Raw genomic sequence first — 22,756 nt, 5'->3', positions numbered from 1 at the left:
ATTTAGGTATTTCTCCTATCTCCCCCCTTCACCACAAAAATGTTGCGTACAGAGTGCTAAAGCGATCGCTACATACCCCATAAAGTCAGTATTCAGCTTCAGCAATTGGGTTTAGCTCTAGTCAATTCAATGCTAATTTGTCCGCTAAAGTCGGGAATAGGCGCAGCGAGTTTGGTGAGTGTGACTTGGACTTGTGTGATGCGATCGCCCTGTTGGAGAATAGAATCAGCGATCGCCGCCGCCAAACGTTCCACCAAAGCAAACTTAGATGTCTTCACCAGATGTTGTACCAAGCTGATGACGCTACGATAATCCAGAGTATCGGCGATCGCATCAGTTTGACCAGCAGCAGCCAGATCCAGCCATAACTTGAGATTCACCTCAAACCATTGCCCTAGCACCTGTTCCTCAGCCAAATAACCCGTGTAGCCATAGGCGCGAATTCCGGTTAAATTAATACAGTCCATAAACCTCATCAGGGCGAATTTTGCCTTATGGATTTTAACAATTCCTTACCCAGCTTAAAATTACTTAATTTATCGACTGAATATTTCGCCCTTTTCCAGAAAAAGCAATCTCTTTGAGTGCCTCAGTCCTGAGATAATTATTTTAGGACTTATGCAAGTGTCATATTTTTTCATAAAGATTTGTCAACAGCGGAGCCGGAGCATCTCCGCCTCCAGTCAAAAGTCCAAAAAAAACCTTGATTTTTGACTATTGACTATTGACTCTTAAGCCAGAAGCCATGTGTGCCAGTTGCGTAAGTCCTAATATTTGAAAACTCAGTTTGCTTTGATGCTGTTCGCTTATAGGAATGTTAATCAACTTTGGGCTTACATCTTAACGGAGACGCTCAAGCGCCTAGGATTGACTTATGCCGTCATTTGTCCTGGTTCTCGCTCTACACCCTTAGCAGTCGCCTTTGCCCAACAAACACCCGATATTGAGGCGATTTCGATTCTCGATGAACGTTCCGCTGCTTTTTTTGCTTTAGGACAAGCTAAAATAACGGGATTTCCTGTAGTACTTGTTTGCACTTCTGGCACAGCAGGGGCGAACTTTTACCCAGCGGTAATTGAAGCTAGAGAAAGTCGCGTGCCACTTTTAGTATTAACTACCGATAGACCACCAGAATTAAGAGATTGCCATTCTGGGCAAACTATCGACCAGTTGAAATTATATGGTAGTTATCCCAATTGGCAAACAGAGTTAGCCTTACCCTCCTCAGATATGGGAATGCTAGCCTATTTGCGACAAACACTCATTCACGCATGGGAACGCTGCCAAACTCCTGTTGGGGGGCCAGTACATCTAAATTTACCGTTTCGTGACCCCCTAGCACCCGTTCCCGATGGCACTGACTTGAGTTATTTGCAGTCACAATTTGATTCAGAAGACTTTTTTGCATCCTCCCCATACCCAATTCCCCATTCCCTATACTTCGGCTACGCTCAGTACAAGTTCCCAGTTCCCCAAGAATGGTTACAATCTGACCGAGGGATCATCATTGCTGGTGTTGCCCAGCCACAGCAGCCACAGGAATATTGTAGAGCGATCGCCCAACTTTCCCAAACTCTCAAGTGGCCTGTACTCGCCGAGGGACTCTCCCCAGTCAGAAATTATGCCAACTTCAATCCTGATTTAATTTCCACCTACGACCAGATTTTGCGAAATCCGCAACTAGCAAAACAGCTAACACCTCAAATGGTTATTCAAGTAGGTGACATGCCAACAAGTAAAGAACTGCGTACCTGGATAAATCATACACAACCACGACGCTGGGTAATTGATCCTAGTGATCAAAATCTCGATCCCCTGCATGGGAAGACAACTCACCTGCGAATTGCGGTGGAACAGCTGGTTTCTGGGGAAGCAGGGAGCAGGCTTGCCGTGAGCGTAGCCGAATGGGAGCAGGCTTGCCGTGAGCGTAGCCGAATGGGAGCAGGGGGAGTAAAATCCCCCTCACCCCCAGACTATCTGCAACTGTGGTGTAGTGCTGAAGCTAAAGTGAGGGTGGCTATTGACGAAACCATGACGACAATCGAGGAGTTAGTGGAAAGTAAAACCGCCTGGTTGCTTTCCCAGACTTTACCGCCGGGAACGCCGTTATTTATCTCCAACAGTATGCCTGTGCGGGATGTGGAATTTTTCTGGAAACCGAATAATTTAGGAGTGCGATCGCATTTTAACCGAGGAGCAAATGGCATCGATGGTACACTATCCACAGCTTTAGGAATTGCCCACCGCCAGCAAAGTAGTGTCATGTTAACCGGAGATTTAGCGCTGTTACATGACACCAACGGTTTTTTAATCCGCAATAAATTTGTTGGACATCTGACAATTTTGTTAATTAATAACAACGGCGGCGGGATTTTTGAAATGTTACCCATTGCCAAATTTGACCCACCATTTGAAGAATTTTTTGGCACTCCCCAAGATATTGATTTTGCTCAGTTGTGTGCTACTTATGGCGTAGAGCATGAATTAATAACTTCTTGGCAGCAGTTACAGCAACAATTAAACCCTCTTCCAACTAAGGGAATTCGGGTTTTAGAGTTACGGACAAATCGCAAATCTGATGCTAAATGGCGACAGGAAAATTTAAGCAAGTTTGCTACAGATGTATAAATTGAAATATTCAGCAATCAACATAGCGGACTTCATATCGGTGAAATACAGTTTTAAATCGCAAAGTCCGTAGGGGCGGGTTTTCCCCGCCCTTGCTTGTGTTGTATTCGCTTTATTTGTATTGCCATACCTTGATAGTTTGATCCCGACAAACGCTAACAAGGGTGTTTTGCTCAGGAAGAAAAGCCAGAGATAAAACTCCATCTGCATGACCAGTAAGAGTATAAAGCAGTTTTCCTATACTTATATCCCAGAGCTTGATCGTCCCATCATCACTACCACTAGCCAAGATTTTTCTATCAGGACTCATAGCAAGAGATAGAACTGCTGCTGAATGTCCAGTCAATGTGTGAAGCAATACGCCACTGTTGAAATGCCAAACTTTAATTGTTTTATCAGCACTACCACTAGCTAAAATTTCACTGCTAAAAGCAATTGATAAAACCGAATCTGAATGACCGGCAAGATTGCTAAGTAGTTTACCATCACTCACATTCCATAACTTAATTGTCGGATCGCCGACTTCATAACTGCCCCAACTTCTCCAAGCAGCACCGCCACCACTGGCCAAAATTTTTCCATCAGGACTAAAAGCAAGGCTGTGAACCCAACCTGAAGAGGCGTGAGAAAGAGTGAGAGAACGGTTTCCTGTCTCCAGATTCCACAGATAGATTTCGTCACCTCCAGACATAGTTAGTAACTTGCTATCAGGACTGAAGAAAAAGTGTTTGAGATCATAACCCCAAGCTAAAGCACAATCAAGGGAATGTAGAATTTTCCCTGTATCTACATTGCGAATCTTGATGACGCCGTTAGTGCTACCACCAGTTATCACTAAACCTTCAAAATTAGCGATAGTTTGCATATCAGGACTAATCTTGAGTCCGCTAATTGTGAAATGACTTGGGGAATCTTCATTTAAGATCCGCCGCAATTCTCCACTATAGAGATTCCGGATTTTGATTGACTTGTCATGATAGCTGCTAGCAAAGATTTGTCCATCGTGACTGATAGCTATAGAATTGCAACCATAATCTCCAGTTACAGTATGTATACACCTCCAAATTTGGGTTGTCGGGAGATGAAATGCAGGTGATGTAACTACTGGGACAGTTGGTAATGCTGGAATTATAGGAATTATGGATGAAATAGAATGAGGTTGAGTTTGCAAATCTCTAATCACATCCTGTGCTGATTGGTATCCTAGAGTGACTTTTTGTCGGAAAAGTGTATCTATGATTAAGCCTAACGCCACACTAACAGGATGGCTCAAGTGTTGTCGCCAATGGGGAATCCAGTCATGGCTATATCTAATAAATAACTGGTAAGGGTGAATACCACTCAGCAAATGAAAGCAAGTCGCACCTAAACTGTAGAGATCATCCGCAAAAGCAGCTTTGTGTCCTTGCATTTGTTCAATTGATGCGTAGCCTGGTGTACCAAATATGGCACTTGATACATCTGGTATTTCCGAGTTTAAGTACTGCGCGACACCAAAATCAATCAAGATAAATTTACCCTGACTTCGGCAGCGAATGATATTCTCTGGTTTGATGTCTCTGTGAATAACCTGGCGATCGTGGATAAATTGGATGACAGCCAACAAATTTATGAGTAATTCTTGAATTTTTTCTTCGGTGAAGACTCCTTGTTGTGACAACTCTGACAATAAATTGTCTCCGTCAACAAACTCTTCCACGAGATAAAAATACTGATCCTGCTCAAAGTAGGCTAGAAGACTGGGAATCTGAGGATGCTGTCCCAGTTCCAATAGTAGCCGTGCTTCTTGCTCAAAAAGCATAGTTGCTTTCTTGAAAGCATCTGTATTGGCTGGAATTTTTGATAGCGGCGCAAATTGCTTAATAAAGCACTGAGTATTAAATCTATCTGCGTCTATTGCCAAATAAGTTCTTTGTAGTCCCCCAGATGCAATTAATTTGGTGATCTGATAGCGACTTTTGAGTAAGGGTATCAGTTTTGTCCCGCAATTTTGGCAAAATTTATGACTGTCAGGATTTTCGGGTTTCCAGCAATTGAGATTGAGGCAATAGCTCATAATTACGAGCAATCAGCACGTTATGCAGAATAATTACTAATCCAATTTTAAGGATAGAAATTCCATAAATTGCACTTTTGCACTTTTCTTTGTGCCTCTGCTGGCAATTTACACTCTTGCTTGACTTGGCGATCGCCAAAAAATTTCACAAGATAATGTTTCTAGATTGGAAAAACGTGTGATCTCCTGCTTGCTACATTGCGTAGTTATGTCAAGGCTATGGGAGGAGAGCTAAAACTTGTGGCAGAATTTTCTGATAGACCTCCTGTAATTATTTCTGCACTAGGAGAATTAGATGATCAAGCTTGTGAGATAGAAGATCGCAAAAAACCAGTCATATGTTGATAGCTAGATATAATTGTTAATCCAAAATAGTATGAGCGATCGCATGTCCCTGTGTCCGCGATAAAATTCTCGAAGCAACAGCGGACTCCATACCAATGACAATCAACTGGCAAACTGCCAAAACCTACGAAGATATCCTGTATCAAAAAACAGATGGTATCGCCAAAATCACCATCAACCGTCCCCACAAACGTAACGCTTTCCGCCCCAAGACTGTCTTTGAACTCTACGATGCTTTTTGTGATGCTCGTGAAGATACGAAAATCGGCGTAATTTTATTTACTGGCTATGGTCCACACACTGATGGCAAATATGCTTTCTGTTCTGGTGGCGATCAAAGTGTGCGGGGACACGCGGGCTATGTAGATGATGATGGTGTGCCCCGCTTAAATGTGCTGGATTTACAACGGCTGATTCGTTCTTTACCAAAAGTAGTAATTGCCCTAGTAGCTGGGTATGCGATCGGTGGTGGACATGTCCTACATTTAATTTGTGACCTCACCATCGCCGCCGATAACGCCATTTTTGGACAAACCGGCCCCAAAGTTGGTAGTTTTGACGGTGGTTTTGGCGCAAGTTATCTCGCCCGTGTCGTTGGACAAAAAAAAGCCAGAGAAATTTGGTTTCTTTGTCGTCAATATAATGCCCAACAAGCACTAGATATGGGTTTAGTGAATTGCATTGTGCCAGTAGAAAAACTGGAAGCTGAAGGGATTCAATGGGCGCAAGAAATTTTAGAAAAAAGTCCTATTGCAATCCGCTGTCTCAAAGCCGCATTTAATGCAGATTGTGATGGACAAGCTGGTTTACAAGAACTGGCGGGGAATGCCACCCTACTTTATTACATGACGCAAGAAGGGTCTGAAGGCAAACAAGCTTTTCTGGAAAAACGGCCGCCAAATTTTCGTGACTTTCCTTGGCTACCCTAAAATTGTGAAAATCGCATCTTTGAGTAAGATGCGATTTTCGCAGATGGTTCACAGTACTAGAAATATTAAAGGCAAATCTTAAGTTTAAACAGACTACAAACTGAGTCAGGTAATATATGAATGGCTAAATAAGAACTGTTGTAGTAGCTTTTGCCTGTTCAGAGGTACAGGTAATCGTCGTCTCAACAGGAGCAGAAGCCGTCTTGTCAAAATCTGAAGCTAAAGAGCTAGAAGAAACTGAAACTGGTCTTGCATCTGGCAAACTCCAAGCATCTTCTAAAGTTTCCCAAGAAGGTGCAAAAGGAGGGATCGCAAAAGAGCAAGCCTTCCAACTGGCTTGGACTGGCGCTCCCAACTGTTGGCACATCCCACCACGGCGACCCTCTGGTTGGTAATGACGACAATATCGACAGGCAGATGTCAGGAATTTAATGGGTTTCATTTGGGTTCATCTTTAGTGCCGTTTAGGGCTAATTTATGTCCCTATATTTTCCTTCTAGATATAAATACGGAATAACCCCAAAAACCCGTTATTTTATATAGGTTGTAGCGATCCCCAGGCTGAAATAAGCTTTATGATGTTTTTATATTTGTGTTATATATGTAAATAATTATTAGAGTGTATACATACTGATTTTGACTAAAAATGATTGGGGATCAAGGCTAAAACTAAAGCTTTGAATTTAAACACCTTTTTAAATTTCTTCTTAAAACATCCCTCTAAAGATTAATTTACCTGCTTTACGTATCATATCTTTGGCATGATTTTACGGAAAAATTTTGGTTATTGGTTATTTGTCATTTGTAAAGGGTCAGGAGTCAAAAGTCAGGAGTTAGGAGTCAAGGTGTCATTAGTTACCCCCTGCTCCCTGCGCTCTGCCCCATACTCCCTGCCCTAGAACTGTTTAGCAGCACAGACAGCGCAAACAGCCCAACGCTGGAGTTCACCTGGTGGCGTGGGACAGTGACACTGGGGACATAGAGGTAAACCATGCGATCGCACTTTGATGGTTTTAGCCCAATCTCCAAAAGCGGCATTTGGATTCATCGTCGCAGCAGTATCATCGTGGCGATCGCTATTCAAATTACCGAGATAGCTGGGATGCTCACAAGGCAAAACAGTCGATTCCATCTGTTGCTGATCCGGTGGCTGCTGCCAACCTGCTGTAGAAAAGCGAATATCTACTAAAGGTGAGGGTAGCTTTTCATTCAACTTTACAAGCAACTTCTGGCGTCCAAAGGTCATATTTTGCGCCCAAGCAGCGCTAGAAGTCGCTACCCGCAAAACATCACGCTGAATTGATAATGGTCTAGTATGTGTAGCAACTACTACACCAACGATTTCTGTCCAGCACTGCAGCAAGCTTTGTAACGGCTGTTCCTGCCATTGAGGCTGCTTTTTTAGAACAATTAAAATATCATTAACTGATTTCAACGACATCGTGCCAAATAAGCATAAAAAGTAAAAGGGACTGGGAACTAGTAGTCTGTCAGGGTTGAAATGAGGGACTGTAGTGTGAGCGTCTCGCTCACGCGGGCTTTTCGGCCCGCACTACCAAAAACCCCTCAAAACAAAATTGACAAACCACTAGGGGTTGGGGACTGGTGTCAACTTAACGTGAAACCCTTGTCAAAACGTGATTTTGAATTCACTCACTTACCATCACTATCTGCGTTACCCCACCCCGGTTTTGCTGGCGCAAAACCTCCCCTCCCCTTACTAAGGCTACCGTGTACACACAAATCGGAGTTACTTTGAGATCCGGGTTTTACCCCCCTTAATCCCCCTGACTGTGTTTGGTTTTTCATTATTCACTGCTCCAATGAACTCAGATACCTGGGTTAGACTGCTTGCCAAAGTCATTACCATACCAATCCCCAGTCCCTATTCCCCAAACCTATCTGTCGCCTCAATTAAAGCGCTGCGAATTCCTGGTTCACTCATGGAATGTCCAGCATCAGAAACAACAATAAATTCTGCTTCTTGCCAAGCACGATGTAATTCCCAAGCTGATATCATCGGACATACGACATCATAGCGACCTTGAACAATTACAGCCGGAATGTGACGGATACGATCAACATTTGCAAGTAGTTGATCGTCTGATTTTAAAAATCCTTTGTTGATGAAGTAATGACATTCAATTCTGGCGAATGCTTCAGCAAATTCACTCTCACCAAAATTCTGCATTAGGGCTGTATCTGGAAACAGTTTACTAGTACTTGCTTCCCAAACTGACCAAGCACGGGCTACAGTGAGTCTGACTTCTGGGTCTGGGTTAGTCAAGCGTTGATAATAAGCTGTGAGCATATCGTCACGTTCATCAGTGGGAATTGGTTTAAGATATGCTTCCCAAGCATCAGGAAAAATATAGCTAGCACCTTCTTGGTAGAACCAGCGTAATTCTTTTTGGCGTAGCATGAATATGCCACGTAAAATTAATCCTGTGCAGCGTTCTGGATGGGTTTGACTATAGGCTAATGATAGGGTACTTCCCCAACTACCGCCGAAAACAAACCACTTTTCTATTCCTAAATTTTCTCGGATTTTTTCAATATCATTAACTAAATCCCAGGTTGTATTTTCTCGCAATTCGGCATGAGGTGTACTTTGACCACACCCACGTTGGTCAAACATTACTAATCGCCATTTCTTAGGGTTGAAATATTGTCGATAAAACGGCGGACATCCACCACCGGGACCACCATGTAGCAAAACTATGGGTTTACCTTGGGGATTACCTGACTCTTCAAAATGAATTGTATGTAGTTCAGAAACTTGCAGTTTACCTTCTTGATAAGGTTCGATGAGTGGGTAAAGTTCACGCATTTTTATAATAATAAACGTAGGTTGGGTGGAGGCTTTGCGTAACCCAACATATATCAGAGGATGTTTTAAAAGGGTCTTTCCATTTAGCCTTGCCACACCAGTATAGAGTTAAAAAAGTGCGCTAGACTACACTAACACACTAAGTAAATTGATAATTCTCTAAAATTCAAAATCCCAAATTTAATTAACAGATTCTAGCTGATAAATAGCTGCTTGATTCTCCTGTTCTTGCTTTGTTTGTTTTAGTGATGCCAATTTTGCTTGTAACTGGGCCCTGACTTCATGGCGGAAGCTGAAGAAGTGTTCGCCGACGCCCAAGGTTGTTAAGTAATCATATAACAAAGCGGGTTTAGTAAAGGCGATCGCTACTAATTGCCACCAGAATCGCCACCTTGTCGGACGCAATACACCCTGTCGCCAGCAAATTGAGGCAAATAAACGGATTTCCGTCCCAGTAATCGGACGCTTACTTTTACCCCGCCACCCGTTCATCATCCTAAAATGGCGGTAGGTGCGCTTCAAGTAAGGCAGTGGTTCATAGATATTCCAGAAGGCTTCAATGTATTCCTCTGTAATTTCCTCTACCGGGCGCGTCGGTGTAAAGTTCATAATTGCACCTTGATGGAATGTACTCATCCCGTCAAATAATCGTCCTTCTTGCTGTAAGCGATTCCACATGGCGGTGTTTTCCAACGCTTGCAGCAGACTAAACTGTCCTTGGGGTATGCCAGTCTCTTCAATAAATTCCTGAATCCGTCGTCCTGCACCTGGACGTTCGTTATCAAAGCCCATAATGAAACCAGACATAATTTGCAATCCTGCCCTGGTAATTTTGTGGCAAGATTCGATTAAGTCTTTGCGTGTATTCTGGACTTTGTGAATTCCCAGTAGACTGTCTGTGTCTGGGGTTTCGATACCCATAAACACCAGGGTGAACCCAGCCTTCACCATCAACGCCACTAATTCATCATCTTCAGCCAGATTCAGTGAAGCTTCCGTTACCAACACAAATGGGTAATTGTGTGCTTCCATCCAGGGGATGAGGGCTTGTAAAAATATCTTGGCATTGCGCTTGTTGCCGATAAAATTATCATCCACAACAAACACATACCGTCGCCACCCCATATCATAGAGGACTTGAAATTCCCGCAGCATTTGTTCTGGTGTTTTTGTGCGGGGCTTGCGTCCATACAAGTTGATGATGTCGCAAAATTCACATTGGAACGGACACCCACGGGAAAATTGGACTGTGATTGCTAGGTAAGCATCTAAATCTAGCAAGTCAAACCTAGCAATTGGTGTTTGGGTGACATCCGGTTTTTCTGGAGAACGGAAAATACCTCGTTCGTCTCCCCGTGCCAGAGCCTCTAAAAACATGGGGATAGTGCATTCACCTTCATCTAAAATGAGATAGTCAGCTCCTGCATCTAGGGCAAATTCGGGTACTGAGGTAGGAAAAGGCCCACCTACTGCTACCTTTTTACCTAATGCAATCCCTTTTTGAATTAACTCTCTCAAATCTTGTTTTTGGATAATCATCGCAGAGATGATTACCAAATCACACCAATCCCAATCATCATCTGTTTCTAAATGGACATTGCGATCGCAAAATCTAATTTCCCAATCCTTAGGCAGCATTGCCGCTACGGTAATTAATCCCAACGGCGGATTCGTGGAGCGTAAACCTGCCAGATCAAGTGTCTCTTGATAAGACCAGAAGGAATTGGGCATTATCGGCCAGAGTAGTAAGGCTCTCATCAGCGCACACCCCGGAGTAAAAAAGTTACTTAATCTTCAGGGTACTGCTACTCGTTCTGACAAGAGTTAAACTTTTATCGACTTTTGTAACTGAAAGTAAATTGGGAATGGGGAATTGGGGATTGCACTTCGGCTGCGCTCAGTGACCAGCGATTGGGGATTGGGGATTGGGACAAAGGAGAAATAACTCCTGACCCCTAACTCTTAACTCCTGAAAAACGACAAACGACAAATGACAAATTACAAATTTATGGGTAAACAGCGTGTTCTTTCCGGAGTTCAACCAACTGGTAATCTGCATTTAGGCAACTATTTAGGAGCAATTCGCAACTGGGTAGAAATTCAAGACCAGTATGATAATTACTTTTGTGTGGTGGATTTACACGCAATTACCGTACCGCATAATCCAGCCACTTTAGCAGCAGATACTTATAATATCGCAGCTCTATATCTAGCTTGTGGGATTGATTTAAATCACTCCAATATTTTTGTTCAATCCCACATCCCGGCACACAGTGAACTGACTTGGTTGCTCAATTGCATCACACCTTTAAACTGGCTGCAAGACATGATCCAGTTTAAAGAAAAGGCTGTCAAGCAGGGTGAAAATGTCGGCGTTGGTTTGTTAGACTATCCAGTGCTAATGGCAGCTGATATCTTACTCTATCAAGCGGATCAAGTGCCTGTAGGTGAAGACCAAAAGCAACATTTGGAACTGACACGGGATATTGTCAACAGATTTAATCATCAATTCGCTAAACCAGATCAGCCAGTACTGAAGTTACCAGCACCTCTCATCCGTAAGGAAGGCGCAAGGGTGATGAGTTTGACTGATGGCACACGCAAAATGTCCAAGTCTGATCCGTCAGAATTAAGCCGGATAAATTTGCTCGATACACCAGAGCAGATTACCAATAAGATTAAACGCTGTAAAACTGATCCGGTTCGTGGTTTGACTTTCGACGATCCAGAACGTCCAGAGTGTCATAACTTATTAACGTTATATTTGCTACTTTCCGGGAAAACCAAGGCAGAGGTAGTAGCTGAGTGTCAAGATATGGGCTGGGGACAATTCAAACCACTATTGACAGAAACGACAATTAATGCTCTCAAACCAATTCAAGATAAATATCAGGCAGTGATGGATGATAAAGGATATTTAGAGTCTATTTTGCGGGATGGAAGGGAAAAAGCAGAAGCGATCGCTAACCAAACTCTCTCACAAGTGAAAGCTGCTTTGGGTTTTTCTGTGCCTCTTTAACAGTTATCAGTTATCAGTCTTGTTACTGTTCACTGTTCACTGATAACTGATTATTGTTATACCCTGAAATAAATCCGTAAATTATGATCTTATGCCTGACATAAAAAGCACTACGGTCTTGAATAACTTTCGCCAAGCCGCACAGGCGGGTGAGTTTTTAGTTACAGCAGAAGTTGCACCCCCGAAAGGGGGAGATCCAGCACACATGATTAAAATGGCGGCGACCCTTAAGGGAAGGGTTCATGCTGTCAATATTACCGATGGTAGCCGTGCTGTGTTGCGGATGTCTTCGTTGGTGGCCTCAGTAATTTTATTGCAAAATGACATTGAGCCGATTTGTCAGATTGCTTGCCGCGATCGCAACCGAATTGGTATACAAGCAGATTTGATGGGCGCTCATGCTTTGGGTATCCGGAATATTTTAGCGTTGACAGGCGACCCAGTCAAAGCAGGCGATCACCCCGATGCTAAAGCCGTGTTTGACTTAGAAGCCGTCCGACTGCTGCAACTAATCAGAAAAATGAATCAGGGAGTTGACCACAACGAACAACTTTTAACTGATGGCGCGCTGGACTTATTTACTGGCGCTGCGGTAGATCCGCAATGTGCCAGTTGGTCAGGTTTGCAAAGTCGATTTGAACGCAAAATTGAAGCCGGAGCGCAGTTTTTTCAAAGTCAATTAATTACAGATTTTGACCGACTAGAAAAGTTTATGGACAACATAGCTTCTGTTCATAAAAAACCAATCTTAGCAGGAATATTTCTGTTGAAATCGGCAAAAAATGCCCAGTTTATTAATAAAGTCGTTCCGGGTGTCAATATTCCCCAACACATTATTGATAGATTAGCAAAAGCCAAAGAGCCGCTTGCAGAAGGGGTAAAAATTGCCGCCGAGCAAGTGCAAATTGCACAGCAATTATGTCAGGGTGTCCACATGATGGCGGTGAAGCGAGAAGATTTGATTCCCCAAATTCTAGATTTAGCAGGTATGGGTAAAGTAACCCACTAATATAGGAATCCGATTTGAGTTTTGAAAAAATCTAAGTATTTGTAGTAGGGTGGGCATTGCCCACCAAAACCCAGGATATGGTGGGCATTGCCCACCCTACGTAATACTTCAAAAATCAAATACTAGTCCTATAGATTAACTACTTAGAGACGCGAAATTTTGCGTCTCTATCATTTCGATTGTACTAAATCTAGTAATGCTGTTTCTGGGGTAATTGCGCTTTACCATACAGATTTGCCATCAGATTTTAGAGGTGTTTAATAAACTCAGTGATTGACGCTTTTTGATCAAAGGTCTGAGTATTACTTATATATAGGACTCATATTTGATTTCTGAAATACATGTAGGGGAGCCACCCTCGTGCGCGGGTTTCCCGCGTTGAGAGGAGTGGCGTTGGGCATTGCCCACCACATCCGGGTTTTGGTGGGCAATGCCCACCCTACACTTAAGATTAAAGTGTACGGATTCTTTGATCAGATTGAAGATTGCTATATTTGATTATCTACCTTGCAGCTACCGTCAGCACAGTATGCTGATTGATAGGTACTGGAACGCTCACCAAAGAGTGTGTAACGATGATCACGGATTTGGGCGTAAAATTTGTCGCCTACCCATTTCATCCCCGGTAATGCTCGATAAGCGTCTACAAATATACTGCCCACTGGTAATAATCGCCCAATTTCTTCGGCTGCATTACTGCCTTGCCAGCGTCTTTCCGGTGCATTACCATTAATCAATATCATTCCTTGTTCGCAATCTAGGGGTGTGATACCCCATTGTTTAAGTTTCTGTTCATCTTGCATGGGGTAATAACGAAATAGTTTACCCTGATCTAGATTTTCTAGTAATTGCACCAGGGTGACGCAAAGATTACAATTACCGTCATAGATTACGTAGTAATTCATTAGCTTTTTTTATGCCGCGATCGCTCATGTAAATAATCTGACTTTGGTAACAAACAAAGTTGCTGATTATATTGATTTTCAAAACCTAAAAATAGAAAAATGGTTGGTAATCTGACCACAAGTCACTACGGGACTTACGCTTAAAAACAGCCAAAATATAGCACATTCAACCATTTATTCCATCTGTCGCGGGAATTCTTAGCTAAATGACGACTATCTATCGCCAGAGAGTTTCGGACAGCCGCCTACTAACGCTACTATCTATAGAGTCATTTGTTACAGCCATTAGGTAGAATCATGAGCGAGAACACAATCTCATCACGTCTGTACCCTACTCGTATCGACATTCCCGCCGAAGCGCGAGTGCAAATCGTCGTGCTTCTCAACCAAACTTTGGCAGCTACTTTGGATTTGAAAACTCAGGCGAAGCAAGCCCATTGGAATGTCAAAGGCACAGACTTTTATCAGTTACATGAACTGTTTGACGAACTAGCTGGTGAATTGGAAGAATACGTCGATCTATTGGCTGAAAGAATCACTGCTTTGGGTGGGTATGCTTTAGGAACAGCTCGCGCCGCTGCTAGCAATTCCATCTTACCAGAATATCCCTTTGACATTTTGGATGGCAAAGAGCATGTAACAGCGTTAGCAGATCGCTTTGCACCCTATGCTAAACACATCCGTCAAGCGATCGGCAAAACCGATGATTTAGGTGACGCCGACACAGCTGATATTTACACCGAAATTTCTCGCACCATTGACAAAAGACTCTGGTTCTTAGAAGCTCATCTGCAAGTTTCAGAAATCAAGGAAAATAACGGTACAGCAGTTACCACTAGTAAACAGCCCGCTGCTGTCAAATAAGTGATTTTCGGACAAGCCAACTTTATCTAAGTTAGCAGTATACTTTTGGTAAGTACGCCACTTTTAAGTGCGTACTTTTCATTTTATATGCAAATACTTTACTATTTAAATAGTTGATATCCAAGTTCAAACATAGTAGTTATGATTCCTGAATCTCGTTTTTTGAGTTATGACTACTATCTAAATATAGGACTACTATTTGATTTTTGAATTAAACGTAGTATGGTGGGTAATTACTAATACTTAAATATGTTCAAAAATCCAACCAGATTCCTATATGTAATAAAAGTTTGTGGATTAACTTGCCAATAGGTTACTAACAAAAATATTGAACTGCTTTGAGTTGAAAAAACTAACAAAACGAGGTTGAATTATGTCTCAAAATACAAAAACTCACCTAATTCATGATAGAAATGCCCGTGGTCATGCTCAAATTGGTTGGCTTGATAGTTACCACACATTTTCCTTCGGTAGTTTTTACGATCCTAACCGTATGGGATTTCGTTCTCTGCGAGTCATCAACGACGATCGCATTGCTCCAGGTGCAGGATTTCCGACCCACAGTCATCGCGATATGGAAATTCTCACTTATGTCTTAGAAGGTGCAGTAGAACACAAAGATAGTTTAGGTACTGGCTCGGTGATTCGCCCTGGTGATGCCCAAGTTATGAGTGCGGGTACTGGTATCAGTCACAGCGAATTTAATCCCTCACCAACGGAAGCCCTGCATCTATTACAAATTTGGATTCTTCCTGACCAAGAAGGTTTAGCACCCAGGTACGAACAAAAAGCTTTCTCTAGAGAAGAAAAGCTTGGCAAACTCCGCTTAATTGCTGCCAAAGATGGACGTGATGGCGCTGTGACAATTCACCAAGATGTTGATTTATACACATCTGTTTTAGAAAGTGGTGATGTTGTTAATTATCATGTCAAGCGCGATCGCTATGCCTGGTTGCAAATAGCCAAAGGTATAGCATCCTTGAATGGTGAAGAACTCAGAGCCGGTGATGGAGTGCAAATCAGCCAAGAAGAACAACTCGAAATCAGTACGAACATTGGTGCGGAAATCTTGCTGTTTGATTTGGCGTGAGATATTCTGTGCCGCTGCGATGTCTGAGCCATACCAATTTAAAACAAGAAGGCAACAGATGAAAAACTCCACCCACAAGGGGGTGGAGTTTTTGGGTATAGGGCAATACAGTTCAGATCAGCCCAAAACCCTGATGTAGAGACAGCGATTTATCGCGTCTTGAATGAGCAGTTAACATATTTGTCAAATTAACTGTTAATTTTTAAGTTGTTGGGGTTTATAGCAAAAACTACTAACAACTTTAATTTAAGATGCTGGCTCCTTTGAAAACAATCCGAGAAGCGATCGCCAATTGGTGGTCAGATTTTACCCTCCAGACTAAGTTATTGGCTGTGGCTACGTTGGTGGTTTCACTAGTGATGAGTGGCCTCACCTTCTGGGCAGTGAATACAATTCAGCAAGATGCGCGGATGAATGATACCCGCTTCGGTCGTGACTTGGGACTACTATTGGCGGCCAATGTCGCCCCCCTAGTTGCTGACAAAAATTTCACCGAAGTTTCCCTGTTCTCGCAGCGCTTCTACAGCAGCACGTCTAGTGTGCGTTACATGCTCTACGCCAATGAAACGGGAGAAATTTTTCTGGGGATTCCTTTTTTAGATCAAGAGGTGGAAAACTCCCTCACCATTGAACGACGGATACAACTGCCAGAAGACTATCCTGGTGATGGGGAAAAACCGATGGTGCGGCAACATATGACCCCAGATGGAGCTGTCACCGATGTTTTTGTGCCCCTGATAGTTGATAAAAAATACTTGGGTGTGTTGGCAATTGGCATCAATCCCAACCAGACGGCTGTCATCTCGACAAATTTCACCCGTGACGTTACCATCGCCGTTTTTATCACAATTTGGGTAATGGTGATTTTGGCAGGGGTAATTAACGCTTTAACCATCACTAAGCCCATTAAAGAATTGCTGGTAGGAGTGAAAGAAATTGCTACCGGGAATTTTAAACAGCGGATTGACTTACCACTAGGAGGCGAACTAGGAGAGTTAATTTTAAGCTTTAATGACATGGCAGAGCGTCTAGAAAGCTATGAAGAGCAAAATATTGAGGAACTGACAGCAGAAAAGGCCAAACTCGAAACCCTAGTTTCGACTATAGCCGATGGCGCTGTGCTGATTGACAACAATATGCAGGTGATTTTGGTTAATCCCACAGCACGACGAATTTTTGCTTGGGAAGGAGTCGATGTTGTTGGTAGCAGTGTTTTATATCACTTGCCACCAGCCGTGCAAATGGAAATCACCCGTCCTTTATATGAAATGGCGGCAGGCGAATGTGACAGTGCTGAGTTTCGCATTTATCTCAATCAACCCACCCAACGGACTGTCCGCATTCTCTTAACTACAGTTCTGAACCTACAACGGGAAAGCATTAAAGGCATCGCCATAACTGTGCAAGATATCACCCGCGAGGTCGAACTCAATGAAGCCAAAAGCCAATTTATCAGCAACGTTTCTCACGAACTGCGAACACCCTTATTTAACATCAAATCTTTTATTGAAACGTTGCACGACTATGGCGAAGAATTGAGTATAGAAGAACGACAAGAATTTCTGCAAACTGTCAATTATGAAACCGATCGCCTCACCCGCTTAGTCAACGATGTTTTAGACTTGTCTAAACTAGAATCTGGCCGCAACTATAATTTCGATGGCGTGGATTTAGCACAAGCGATCGAGCAAACGCTGCGTACTTACCAACTTAATGCTAAAGATAAAGGTATTGAACTAATTCAGGAAGTTGCTCCTAACTTACCGCTAGTAGTCGGTAATTATGATTTGTTATTACAGGTATTAGCTAATTTAGTTGGTAATGCCCTTAAATTCACTGAAGCAGGTGGCAAAGTAGCCATCCGCACTTACCAACTAGATCCCAAATCCAACTCTCATAATCACTCAGCTACAGTCCGGGTAGAAATCGCCGATACTGGCATTGGCATTGCGCCAGAAGACCAACAAGCAATTTTTGACCGCTTTTTCCGTGTAGAAAACCGAGTTCATACCCTTGAAGGCACTGGTTTAGGTCTATCGATTGTCAGAAACATCATGGAACGACATCACAGTCAAGTCAATTTGGTGAGTGAAGTCGGCGTTGGGACTACTTTTTGGTTTGACTTAGGAGTGTTTAATGAAGAAGTTAAACCACATACAGGTCATTGAATTAGGGCAATAGGCAATAGGCAATAGGGAACATCATATGTCTCCCTGCCCCCTGCTCCCTACCCCTCCTATCTCCCCGATAGCACAACCAGAAAACAAATAAATAATAAACCCAGTAGTAAGAACCAAGTCTGATGGCGTTGTATCCAACTCTTCACAGTGGCACCGAAGCTCAGAGTGTAAGCCTGCTGTTGGGATTCTAACTTGCTCTGTTCAATATTTTGGTAAAGAGTACAGTCTTTAGCGTAGGGACGTTGAGGAAAATTACAAGTATCATCTTCATGATAAACACAGCGATCGCACAAATACCCATCCCCAGTAGCACGGTGCAATGGAATACCGGGATGCCCGTAAGCTTTGAGCGTTATACGGCAATAAGGACAATTAATAGCTTGACGATCAACTAATTGATGGCAGCGAGGACAAGATACAGTAGGCACAAGTTAAGTGCAAATAAGATGATGTAAACATTTTGATTTTAGCCATTTCCTACAGCATATGGGGACTTTTTTGGGCAGGGAAATGAGGCAGAAATGAATCTCGACTCTTGACCCTTGACTATTGCCTATTGCCTGCTGTAAGTATTTGGTGCAGCCTGTTTAATAATTCATTAGCTGTATAGGGCTTCGACAAAACGGCTGCAATTTCCAGTCCAGCAGTTTGAGAAAACGACTCATGTGAGTTCAGTCCGCTAGAGGCAATAATTTTCACCAGTGGATTCATTTTTTGCAGGGTACGAATAGCAGCAATCCCGTCCATTTCTGGCATCATCATATCCATTAATACTGCACGGATTTGATGTTTGTGCTGGGCATACATAGCGATCGCTTCGATGCCATTACCCGCCGTGAGAGTCCGATAGTGGTTATTTTCGAGGATAATTGTGGCAATCTCGCGAATTTGAGACTCATCATCCACGACTAGAATTAATTCACCATTTCCTTTCGGCAATTTTAAATCTTCTGCGTTTGGCTCTTGAGTTGCCTCTACAGCTGGCAAGAACAGCATAAATTGGCTGCCTTGTTCAATTTGGCTAGACACATTAACAAAACCACCGTGGCTTTTAATAATGCCTAACACAGTTGAAAGACCGAGTCCTGTACCTCTACCGACATCTTTTGTAGTAAAAAATGGCTCAAAAATTCGGTCTAATACTTCTGGAGTCATCCCTACTCCCGTATCCACGATTTTCACAACAATGTAATGCCCGACTTGAGCATCGAGATGCATTTTGGCATAGGCTTCATCGATGAACATATTCTCTGCCACGATTCTGATGTTACCCCCTTCTGGCATTGCATCACGGGCGTTGACTACTAAGTTCATCAGCACTTGGTGCAGTTGTGTAGCATCACCATAGACAGCATTCAATGATTCTGGGACGCTTATGGAAAATTCGATAGATTTCGGGAATGTCTGCTGGGCAATTTGGGTAATTTCTGAAATCAGATGCTTGATTTGAACAATGGTGCGTTCTCCTTGAAAGCCTCGTGCAAACGACAACACCTGCTTGACTAAAGCTGCTCCGCGTTTAGCGTTGCTTTCAATAATATCTCGCAACTGTTGATAACGCTCTTCGTCTGGGACATACTTTAAATTTAGTAGTTGTGATGCTGCCAAAATTGGTGTCAATATATTGTTTAAGTCATGAGCAATACCCCCTGCTAAAGTTCCCAGACTTTCCATTCGTTGGGCACGCAAAAATTGTGTTTCGAGCTGTTTTTTTTCTGTGATGTCTGTGTCAACAGAGAGAATAGATGTAGGTTGACCCATAGCATTACGCACTAGTGTCCAGCGACTTTCTACAATCGCTTCCGCACCAGATTTTTGTAACTTTTTCAACTCACCTTGCCAAGAGCCATGTTCCATGACATTTTTCAAAGCTGCTTGCAGTTCGGGCGAATTTTCTTTGTACAAAAGTTCGCTGACGTGGCTTCCCAAAGCCTCTTGCTCCTGCCAACCATACAGACGCTCTGCACCTTTATTCCAGAATAAAATTTTGGTCTGCAAATCTCGCACCATAATCGCGTCGGTGGCAATATCAAGTAGTGCTGCTTGTTCGCGGATTTTTTGTTCTGCCTGCTTACGTTCTGTGATATCCCTAGTAGTACCAATCATTCGTAGCGGCTGACCAAGTTCGTTATAGTAAACCTGACCCCTGCTATTTAACCAGTGGACGCTGTTATCTGGCCAAATGACCCGAAACTCAATTGCATATTCGGCGGCTTCTTCAATACTGCGAGCTATCATTTGAGACAAAGATTGCTGGTCTTCAGGATGGATGAGATTGAGAAAGTCTTCAATATTGTGGGAATACAAGGAGCTGCTCGGTAGACCATATACTAAACCCATATTGGGAGACCAAATAGCTTCGTTGGTGAGGAGGTTCCAATCCCATATCCCCATACCAGCAGACTCTAAAGCTAAACTTAGTCGTTCTTCACTTTGCCGTAGTGACTCTTCTGCCTGCTTACGTTCTGTGATATCTTCAGCAATGCTGCCATAGCAGTAAACTTGTCCTTGCTCATTGCGGATTGCAAAGCTCCGATCCCAGATCCAGCGTATTGATCCATCAGGTCGTAGAATCCGATATTCTACTTGAGCAAACTCACCACTCAAATGTTGCTCTAATACTGTCACCCTAACCAGATCACGATCCTCTGGATGCACTGTTTCTATCCAAGTATGGGGCTGCTCACGCAAACTTTGACAGGATCGCCCCCAAATATCTTCATAAGCAGGACTAACATACAAGATTCGGAATGCATCTGTGCTGGCAATCCAGATAACTGCGTGGATATTCTCGGCGAAATGGCGAAATTTCCCCTCACTCTCCCGCAGCGCTTCCTGTATTTGCTTGCGCTCGGTGATATCTCTTCCTACTGTTTGGTACTCAACAACCTCACCTGTATGATTCTCAATTGTAGTCAGGTTCCATTCAAACCAGCGGACACCATTAACTGTTAATATCCGGCGCTCACTAGTTCTCAATGAATGGGGTAAGGATGCCACAGTTCTAATACTTTGCATTACATGTGGCAAGTCATCTGGATAGACAAACTGAAATATTGATTGACCGCGCAACTCATCTGTTGATAAACCCAAAGTTTGGCTAGCTGCTAAATTGGCAAAGGTAGCTCGTCCCTGCAAATCAAATCGAAACACTAGTTCTGTTTGGCTTTCCACCAAATCCCGATAGAGTCTCTCACTCTGCCTCAAAGCTTGTTCGACCCGTTGGCGTTCAATAATTTCCTGCTGTAAGCGTGCGTTCACACAAAAAAGCTCGGCGGTGCGTTCTACTACCCGCACTTCTAATTCATCATGGGCGTGACGTAGTGCTTTTTCTGCTTGTTTGCGTAAGCGAAGTTCGTTGTAAACATCGCTGATGTTACACAATAACCAACGCCAACCTAGCAGCTGTTCCTGTTCATATACCGCAGCTACCCTGACCCTAGCAGGGAATTTTTCACCTCCCCTCGGCTGTAAGTCAATTTCCCAATCCTGTAAACGCTGCTCATTGTTCAATTGGCTCATCAAGAACTGGCGGTCTTCTTGAGCAACAAACAAGATTAGAGGTTTACCCACCAAATACTTTTCCTGCACAGAAAGTATGGCTGCTGCTGCTTGGTTAGCCTCTTTAATGATACCTGCGGCATCGGTGACTAAGTAACCATGAGGAGCAAATTCAAATAAATCCTGATATCGCTGGCGATCCAATTCTGCTACTTCACGGGCTCCAGCTAGTTCTTCATTTTGTTGACGCAGTTCCTCTTCAGCGACCTGGAGTTCTTCTAGAGCTAGCTGGAGTTCAGCAGATTGTTCCTTAGCCCATTGATCTAACTGATAATGAGCTTGGTGACGCACCTCCTCTATCTGCTGGTGTAGATGCATTTCAGCGTATTGGTGGATTGGTCTTAATTCACTTGTCGGTTGTAAATGTTGCTGTAAGACTTCAATGATACTAACCATTTTTACTAGGTCAAATGCTTGTAGCAAATTAGTCTCAGTGACTATCCCTAGCAATTGCCCTTGATGATCCACAATAGGTAAATGGCGAATCTGATGCTGATGTAATAACAACAAAGCTGTAAAAACATCCTGAGAGTCTGATTGTGTGAGGGTAACTACTTGGCGGGTCATTACCTCAGATACTTTTACCCCAGATATATTTATGTCTGAAGCGATGATTCTAACTACGTCTTTTTCTGTAATTATTCCTAATAATTGTGTTCCCTCCACCACCAGTACATAGCTAGTCCCTGGCTGACTCCCAATACTGGGATTTAAGTGTGAATTGAAGTTATTCAATGCTAAACTATCACTCCGTGCCTGACCCATCAAGGCAATAGCATCGACTACATAAATATCAGGGCTAATCGTTAAAGGAGAACGGTCTATAACATGATCTAAGTTGGGCAAATTAATTAGCTGATCGTTTAATCGCATAGTTAATTCGTCGATTCTAATTATCTTAATGACATCAGGACGCTATGGCGATGGTTAAAGTAAGCAAAATTTTGATAATTTGCGGTTATTTAATTTAAATTAGCTCTTGGTCAAGTTTCTTGATATCGCCATGCCATATTACAAAGCAGTATCCACGATCCATAGTTTAAATTTAGTACCTACGCTATGGTAGTTATCAAACTTATTCTATTGCTAAATGAGGATAGATGATCTGTTAAATAAAGAGATTAACGTAATTGATGGTTTTGCTGATCCTTTTGGGGTAATATTTATGAGATTGACTTACCCCGGATGAGCGATCGCGACTTTATAGGAGTCCGGAAATTGAATCAAAAACTCCACCCACAATTCGATTGAGTTTTAGGGCATGGGGAATGGGGCACTGATGGCAAAGATTCACCTGTTTGCCCAATGCCCTGTTTGGCCCAAGTCGGCGGGCGGCTATC

Annotated in this window: 16 protein-coding genes; 7 read left to right on the top strand and 9 right to left on the bottom strand. The window is 42.9% G+C overall.

Features of this window, described 5'->3' with window-relative positions; genetic code table 11:
* Positions 1-98: 98 nt before the first annotated feature.
* On the bottom strand, positions 99-467 hold the full coding sequence (gene folB / locus CAL7507_RS10695) for a dihydroneopterin aldolase (RefSeq protein WP_015128489.1): 369 nt from the start codon (positions 465-467) through the stop codon (positions 99-101).
* Positions 468-795: 328 nt separating this feature from the next.
* Here folB and menD point away from each other — a divergent pair, with 328 nt between their 5' ends.
* The gene (gene menD, locus CAL7507_RS10690) at positions 796-2,628 is read left to right on the top strand and encodes a 2-succinyl-5-enolpyruvyl-6-hydroxy-3-cyclohexene-1-carboxylic-acid synthase (RefSeq protein ID WP_015128488.1); all 1,833 of its coding nucleotides are present in this window, start codon (positions 796-798) and stop codon (positions 2,626-2,628) included.
* A gap of 112 nt (positions 2,629-2,740) precedes the next feature.
* Here the strand turns inward: menD and CAL7507_RS10685 are convergent, their stop codons facing one another.
* A complete protein-coding gene (locus tag CAL7507_RS10685) occupies positions 2,741-4,684 on the bottom strand; it encodes a WD40 repeat domain-containing serine/threonine-protein kinase (protein WP_015128487.1) in 1,944 nt (647 codons plus the stop codon).
* A gap of 440 nt (positions 4,685-5,124) precedes the next feature.
* On the opposite strand from CAL7507_RS10685, the gene menB reads away from it, so the two are divergent.
* Positions 5,125-5,958, top strand: coding sequence for a 1,4-dihydroxy-2-naphthoyl-CoA synthase (gene menB, locus CAL7507_RS10675; RefSeq protein ID WP_015128486.1), 834 nt, complete (start codon positions 5,125-5,127; stop codon positions 5,956-5,958).
* Positions 5,959-6,082: 124 nt separating this feature from the next.
* Here menB and CAL7507_RS30735 read toward each other — a convergent pair whose 3' ends face one another.
* The 4 genes from CAL7507_RS30735 to CAL7507_RS10655 form a co-directional block, all read right to left on the bottom strand.
* The gene (locus tag CAL7507_RS30735; protein WP_015128485.1) at positions 6,083-6,400 is read right to left on the bottom strand and encodes a hypothetical protein; all 318 of its coding nucleotides are present in this window, start codon (positions 6,398-6,400) and stop codon (positions 6,083-6,085) included.
* A gap of 453 nt (positions 6,401-6,853) precedes the next feature.
* The gene (locus CAL7507_RS10665; protein ID WP_015128484.1) at positions 6,854-7,399 is read right to left on the bottom strand and encodes a DUF721 domain-containing protein; all 546 of its coding nucleotides are present in this window, start codon (positions 7,397-7,399) and stop codon (positions 6,854-6,856) included.
* A 444-nt stretch (positions 7,400-7,843) separates the two neighbouring features.
* Positions 7,844-8,788 (bottom strand): prolyl aminopeptidase, encoded by a 945-nt coding sequence (gene pip, locus CAL7507_RS10660; protein ID WP_015128482.1) that lies wholly within the window; start codon positions 8,786-8,788, stop codon positions 7,844-7,846.
* A 180-nt stretch (positions 8,789-8,968) separates the two neighbouring features.
* Positions 8,969-10,546, bottom strand: a complete 1,578-nt coding sequence (locus CAL7507_RS10655) for a B12-binding domain-containing radical SAM protein (RefSeq protein WP_015128481.1) — start codon at positions 10,544-10,546, stop codon at positions 8,969-8,971.
* A 250-nt stretch (positions 10,547-10,796) separates the two neighbouring features.
* Between CAL7507_RS10655 and trpS the strand changes: the two genes are divergently transcribed.
* Positions 10,797-11,807: a tryptophan--tRNA ligase gene (trpS, locus tag CAL7507_RS10650; RefSeq protein WP_015128480.1), complete on the top strand. Its 1,011-nt coding sequence runs from the start codon at positions 10,797-10,799 to the stop codon at positions 11,805-11,807.
* 91 nt (positions 11,808-11,898) lie between these two features.
* Positions 11,899-12,816: a methylenetetrahydrofolate reductase gene (locus tag CAL7507_RS10645; RefSeq protein WP_015128479.1), complete on the top strand. Its 918-nt coding sequence runs from the start codon at positions 11,899-11,901 to the stop codon at positions 12,814-12,816.
* Between the two features lie 488 nt (positions 12,817-13,304).
* Here CAL7507_RS10645 and CAL7507_RS10640 read toward each other — a convergent pair whose 3' ends face one another.
* Positions 13,305-13,721 (bottom strand): thiol-disulfide oxidoreductase DCC family protein, encoded by a 417-nt coding sequence (locus CAL7507_RS10640; protein WP_015128478.1) that lies wholly within the window; start codon positions 13,719-13,721, stop codon positions 13,305-13,307.
* 297 nt (positions 13,722-14,018) lie between these two features.
* On the opposite strand from CAL7507_RS10640, the gene dps reads away from it, so the two are divergent.
* The 3 genes from dps (at position 14,019) to nblS (ending at position 17,843) form a co-directional block, all read left to right on the top strand.
* A complete protein-coding gene (dps, locus tag CAL7507_RS10635; protein ID WP_015128477.1) occupies positions 14,019-14,585 on the top strand; it encodes a DNA starvation/stationary phase protection protein Dps in 567 nt (188 codons plus the stop codon).
* Positions 14,586-14,958: 373 nt separating this feature from the next.
* Positions 14,959-15,675 (top strand): pirin family protein, encoded by a 717-nt coding sequence (locus tag CAL7507_RS10630; RefSeq protein WP_015128476.1) that lies wholly within the window; start codon positions 14,959-14,961, stop codon positions 15,673-15,675.
* A 251-nt stretch (positions 15,676-15,926) separates the two neighbouring features.
* The gene (nblS, locus tag CAL7507_RS10625) at positions 15,927-17,843 is read left to right on the top strand and encodes a two-component system sensor histidine kinase NblS (RefSeq protein WP_015128475.1); all 1,917 of its coding nucleotides are present in this window, start codon (positions 15,927-15,929) and stop codon (positions 17,841-17,843) included.
* Positions 17,844-17,911: 68 nt separating this feature from the next.
* On the opposite strand, the gene CAL7507_RS10620 is transcribed toward nblS, so the two are convergent.
* A complete protein-coding gene (locus tag CAL7507_RS10620) occupies positions 17,912-18,283 on the bottom strand; it encodes a zinc ribbon domain-containing protein (RefSeq protein ID WP_015128474.1) in 372 nt (123 codons plus the stop codon).
* Between the two features lie 118 nt (positions 18,284-18,401).
* A complete protein-coding gene (locus CAL7507_RS10615) occupies positions 18,402-22,289 on the bottom strand; it encodes a PAS domain S-box protein (protein ID WP_015128473.1) in 3,888 nt (1,295 codons plus the stop codon).
* Positions 22,290-22,756: the final 467 nt, after the last annotated feature.

It is taken from the genome of Calothrix sp. PCC 7507, assembly GCF_000316575.1.
In the GTDB taxonomy this organism is placed as follows: domain Bacteria; phylum Cyanobacteriota; class Cyanobacteriia; order Cyanobacteriales; family Nostocaceae; genus Fortiea.
This window is presented reverse-complemented; position numbering and strand designations above follow the sequence as displayed.

Coding starts and splice junctions, on each gene's coding strand:
- folB (WP_015128489.1), bottom strand. CDS start 467: ATGGACTGTATTAATTTAACCGGAATTCGCGCCTATGGCTACACGGGT.
- menD (WP_015128488.1), top strand. CDS start 796: ATGCTGTTCGCTTATAGGAATGTTAATCAACTTTGGGCTTACATCTTA.
- CAL7507_RS10685 (WP_015128487.1), bottom strand. CDS start 4,684: ATGAGCTATTGCCTCAATCTCAATTGCTGGAAACCCGAAAATCCTGAC.
- menB (WP_015128486.1), top strand. CDS start 5,125: ATGACAATCAACTGGCAAACTGCCAAAACCTACGAAGATATCCTGTAT.
- CAL7507_RS30735 (WP_015128485.1), bottom strand. CDS start 6,400: ATGAAACCCATTAAATTCCTGACATCTGCCTGTCGATATTGTCGTCAT.
- CAL7507_RS10665 (WP_015128484.1), bottom strand. CDS start 7,399: ATGTCGTTGAAATCAGTTAATGATATTTTAATTGTTCTAAAAAAGCAG.
- pip (WP_015128482.1), bottom strand. CDS start 8,788: ATGCGTGAACTTTACCCACTCATCGAACCTTATCAAGAAGGTAAACTG.
- CAL7507_RS10655 (WP_015128481.1), bottom strand. CDS start 10,546: ATGAGAGCCTTACTACTCTGGCCGATAATGCCCAATTCCTTCTGGTCT.
- trpS (WP_015128480.1), top strand. CDS start 10,797: ATGGGTAAACAGCGTGTTCTTTCCGGAGTTCAACCAACTGGTAATCTG.
- CAL7507_RS10645 (WP_015128479.1), top strand. CDS start 11,899: ATGCCTGACATAAAAAGCACTACGGTCTTGAATAACTTTCGCCAAGCC.
- CAL7507_RS10640 (WP_015128478.1), bottom strand. CDS start 13,721: ATGAATTACTACGTAATCTATGACGGTAATTGTAATCTTTGCGTCACC.
- dps (WP_015128477.1), top strand. CDS start 14,019: ATGAGCGAGAACACAATCTCATCACGTCTGTACCCTACTCGTATCGAC.
- CAL7507_RS10630 (WP_015128476.1), top strand. CDS start 14,959: ATGTCTCAAAATACAAAAACTCACCTAATTCATGATAGAAATGCCCGT.
- nblS (WP_015128475.1), top strand. CDS start 15,927: ATGCTGGCTCCTTTGAAAACAATCCGAGAAGCGATCGCCAATTGGTGG.
- CAL7507_RS10615 (WP_015128473.1), bottom strand. CDS start 22,289: ATGCGATTAAACGATCAGCTAATTAATTTGCCCAACTTAGATCATGTT.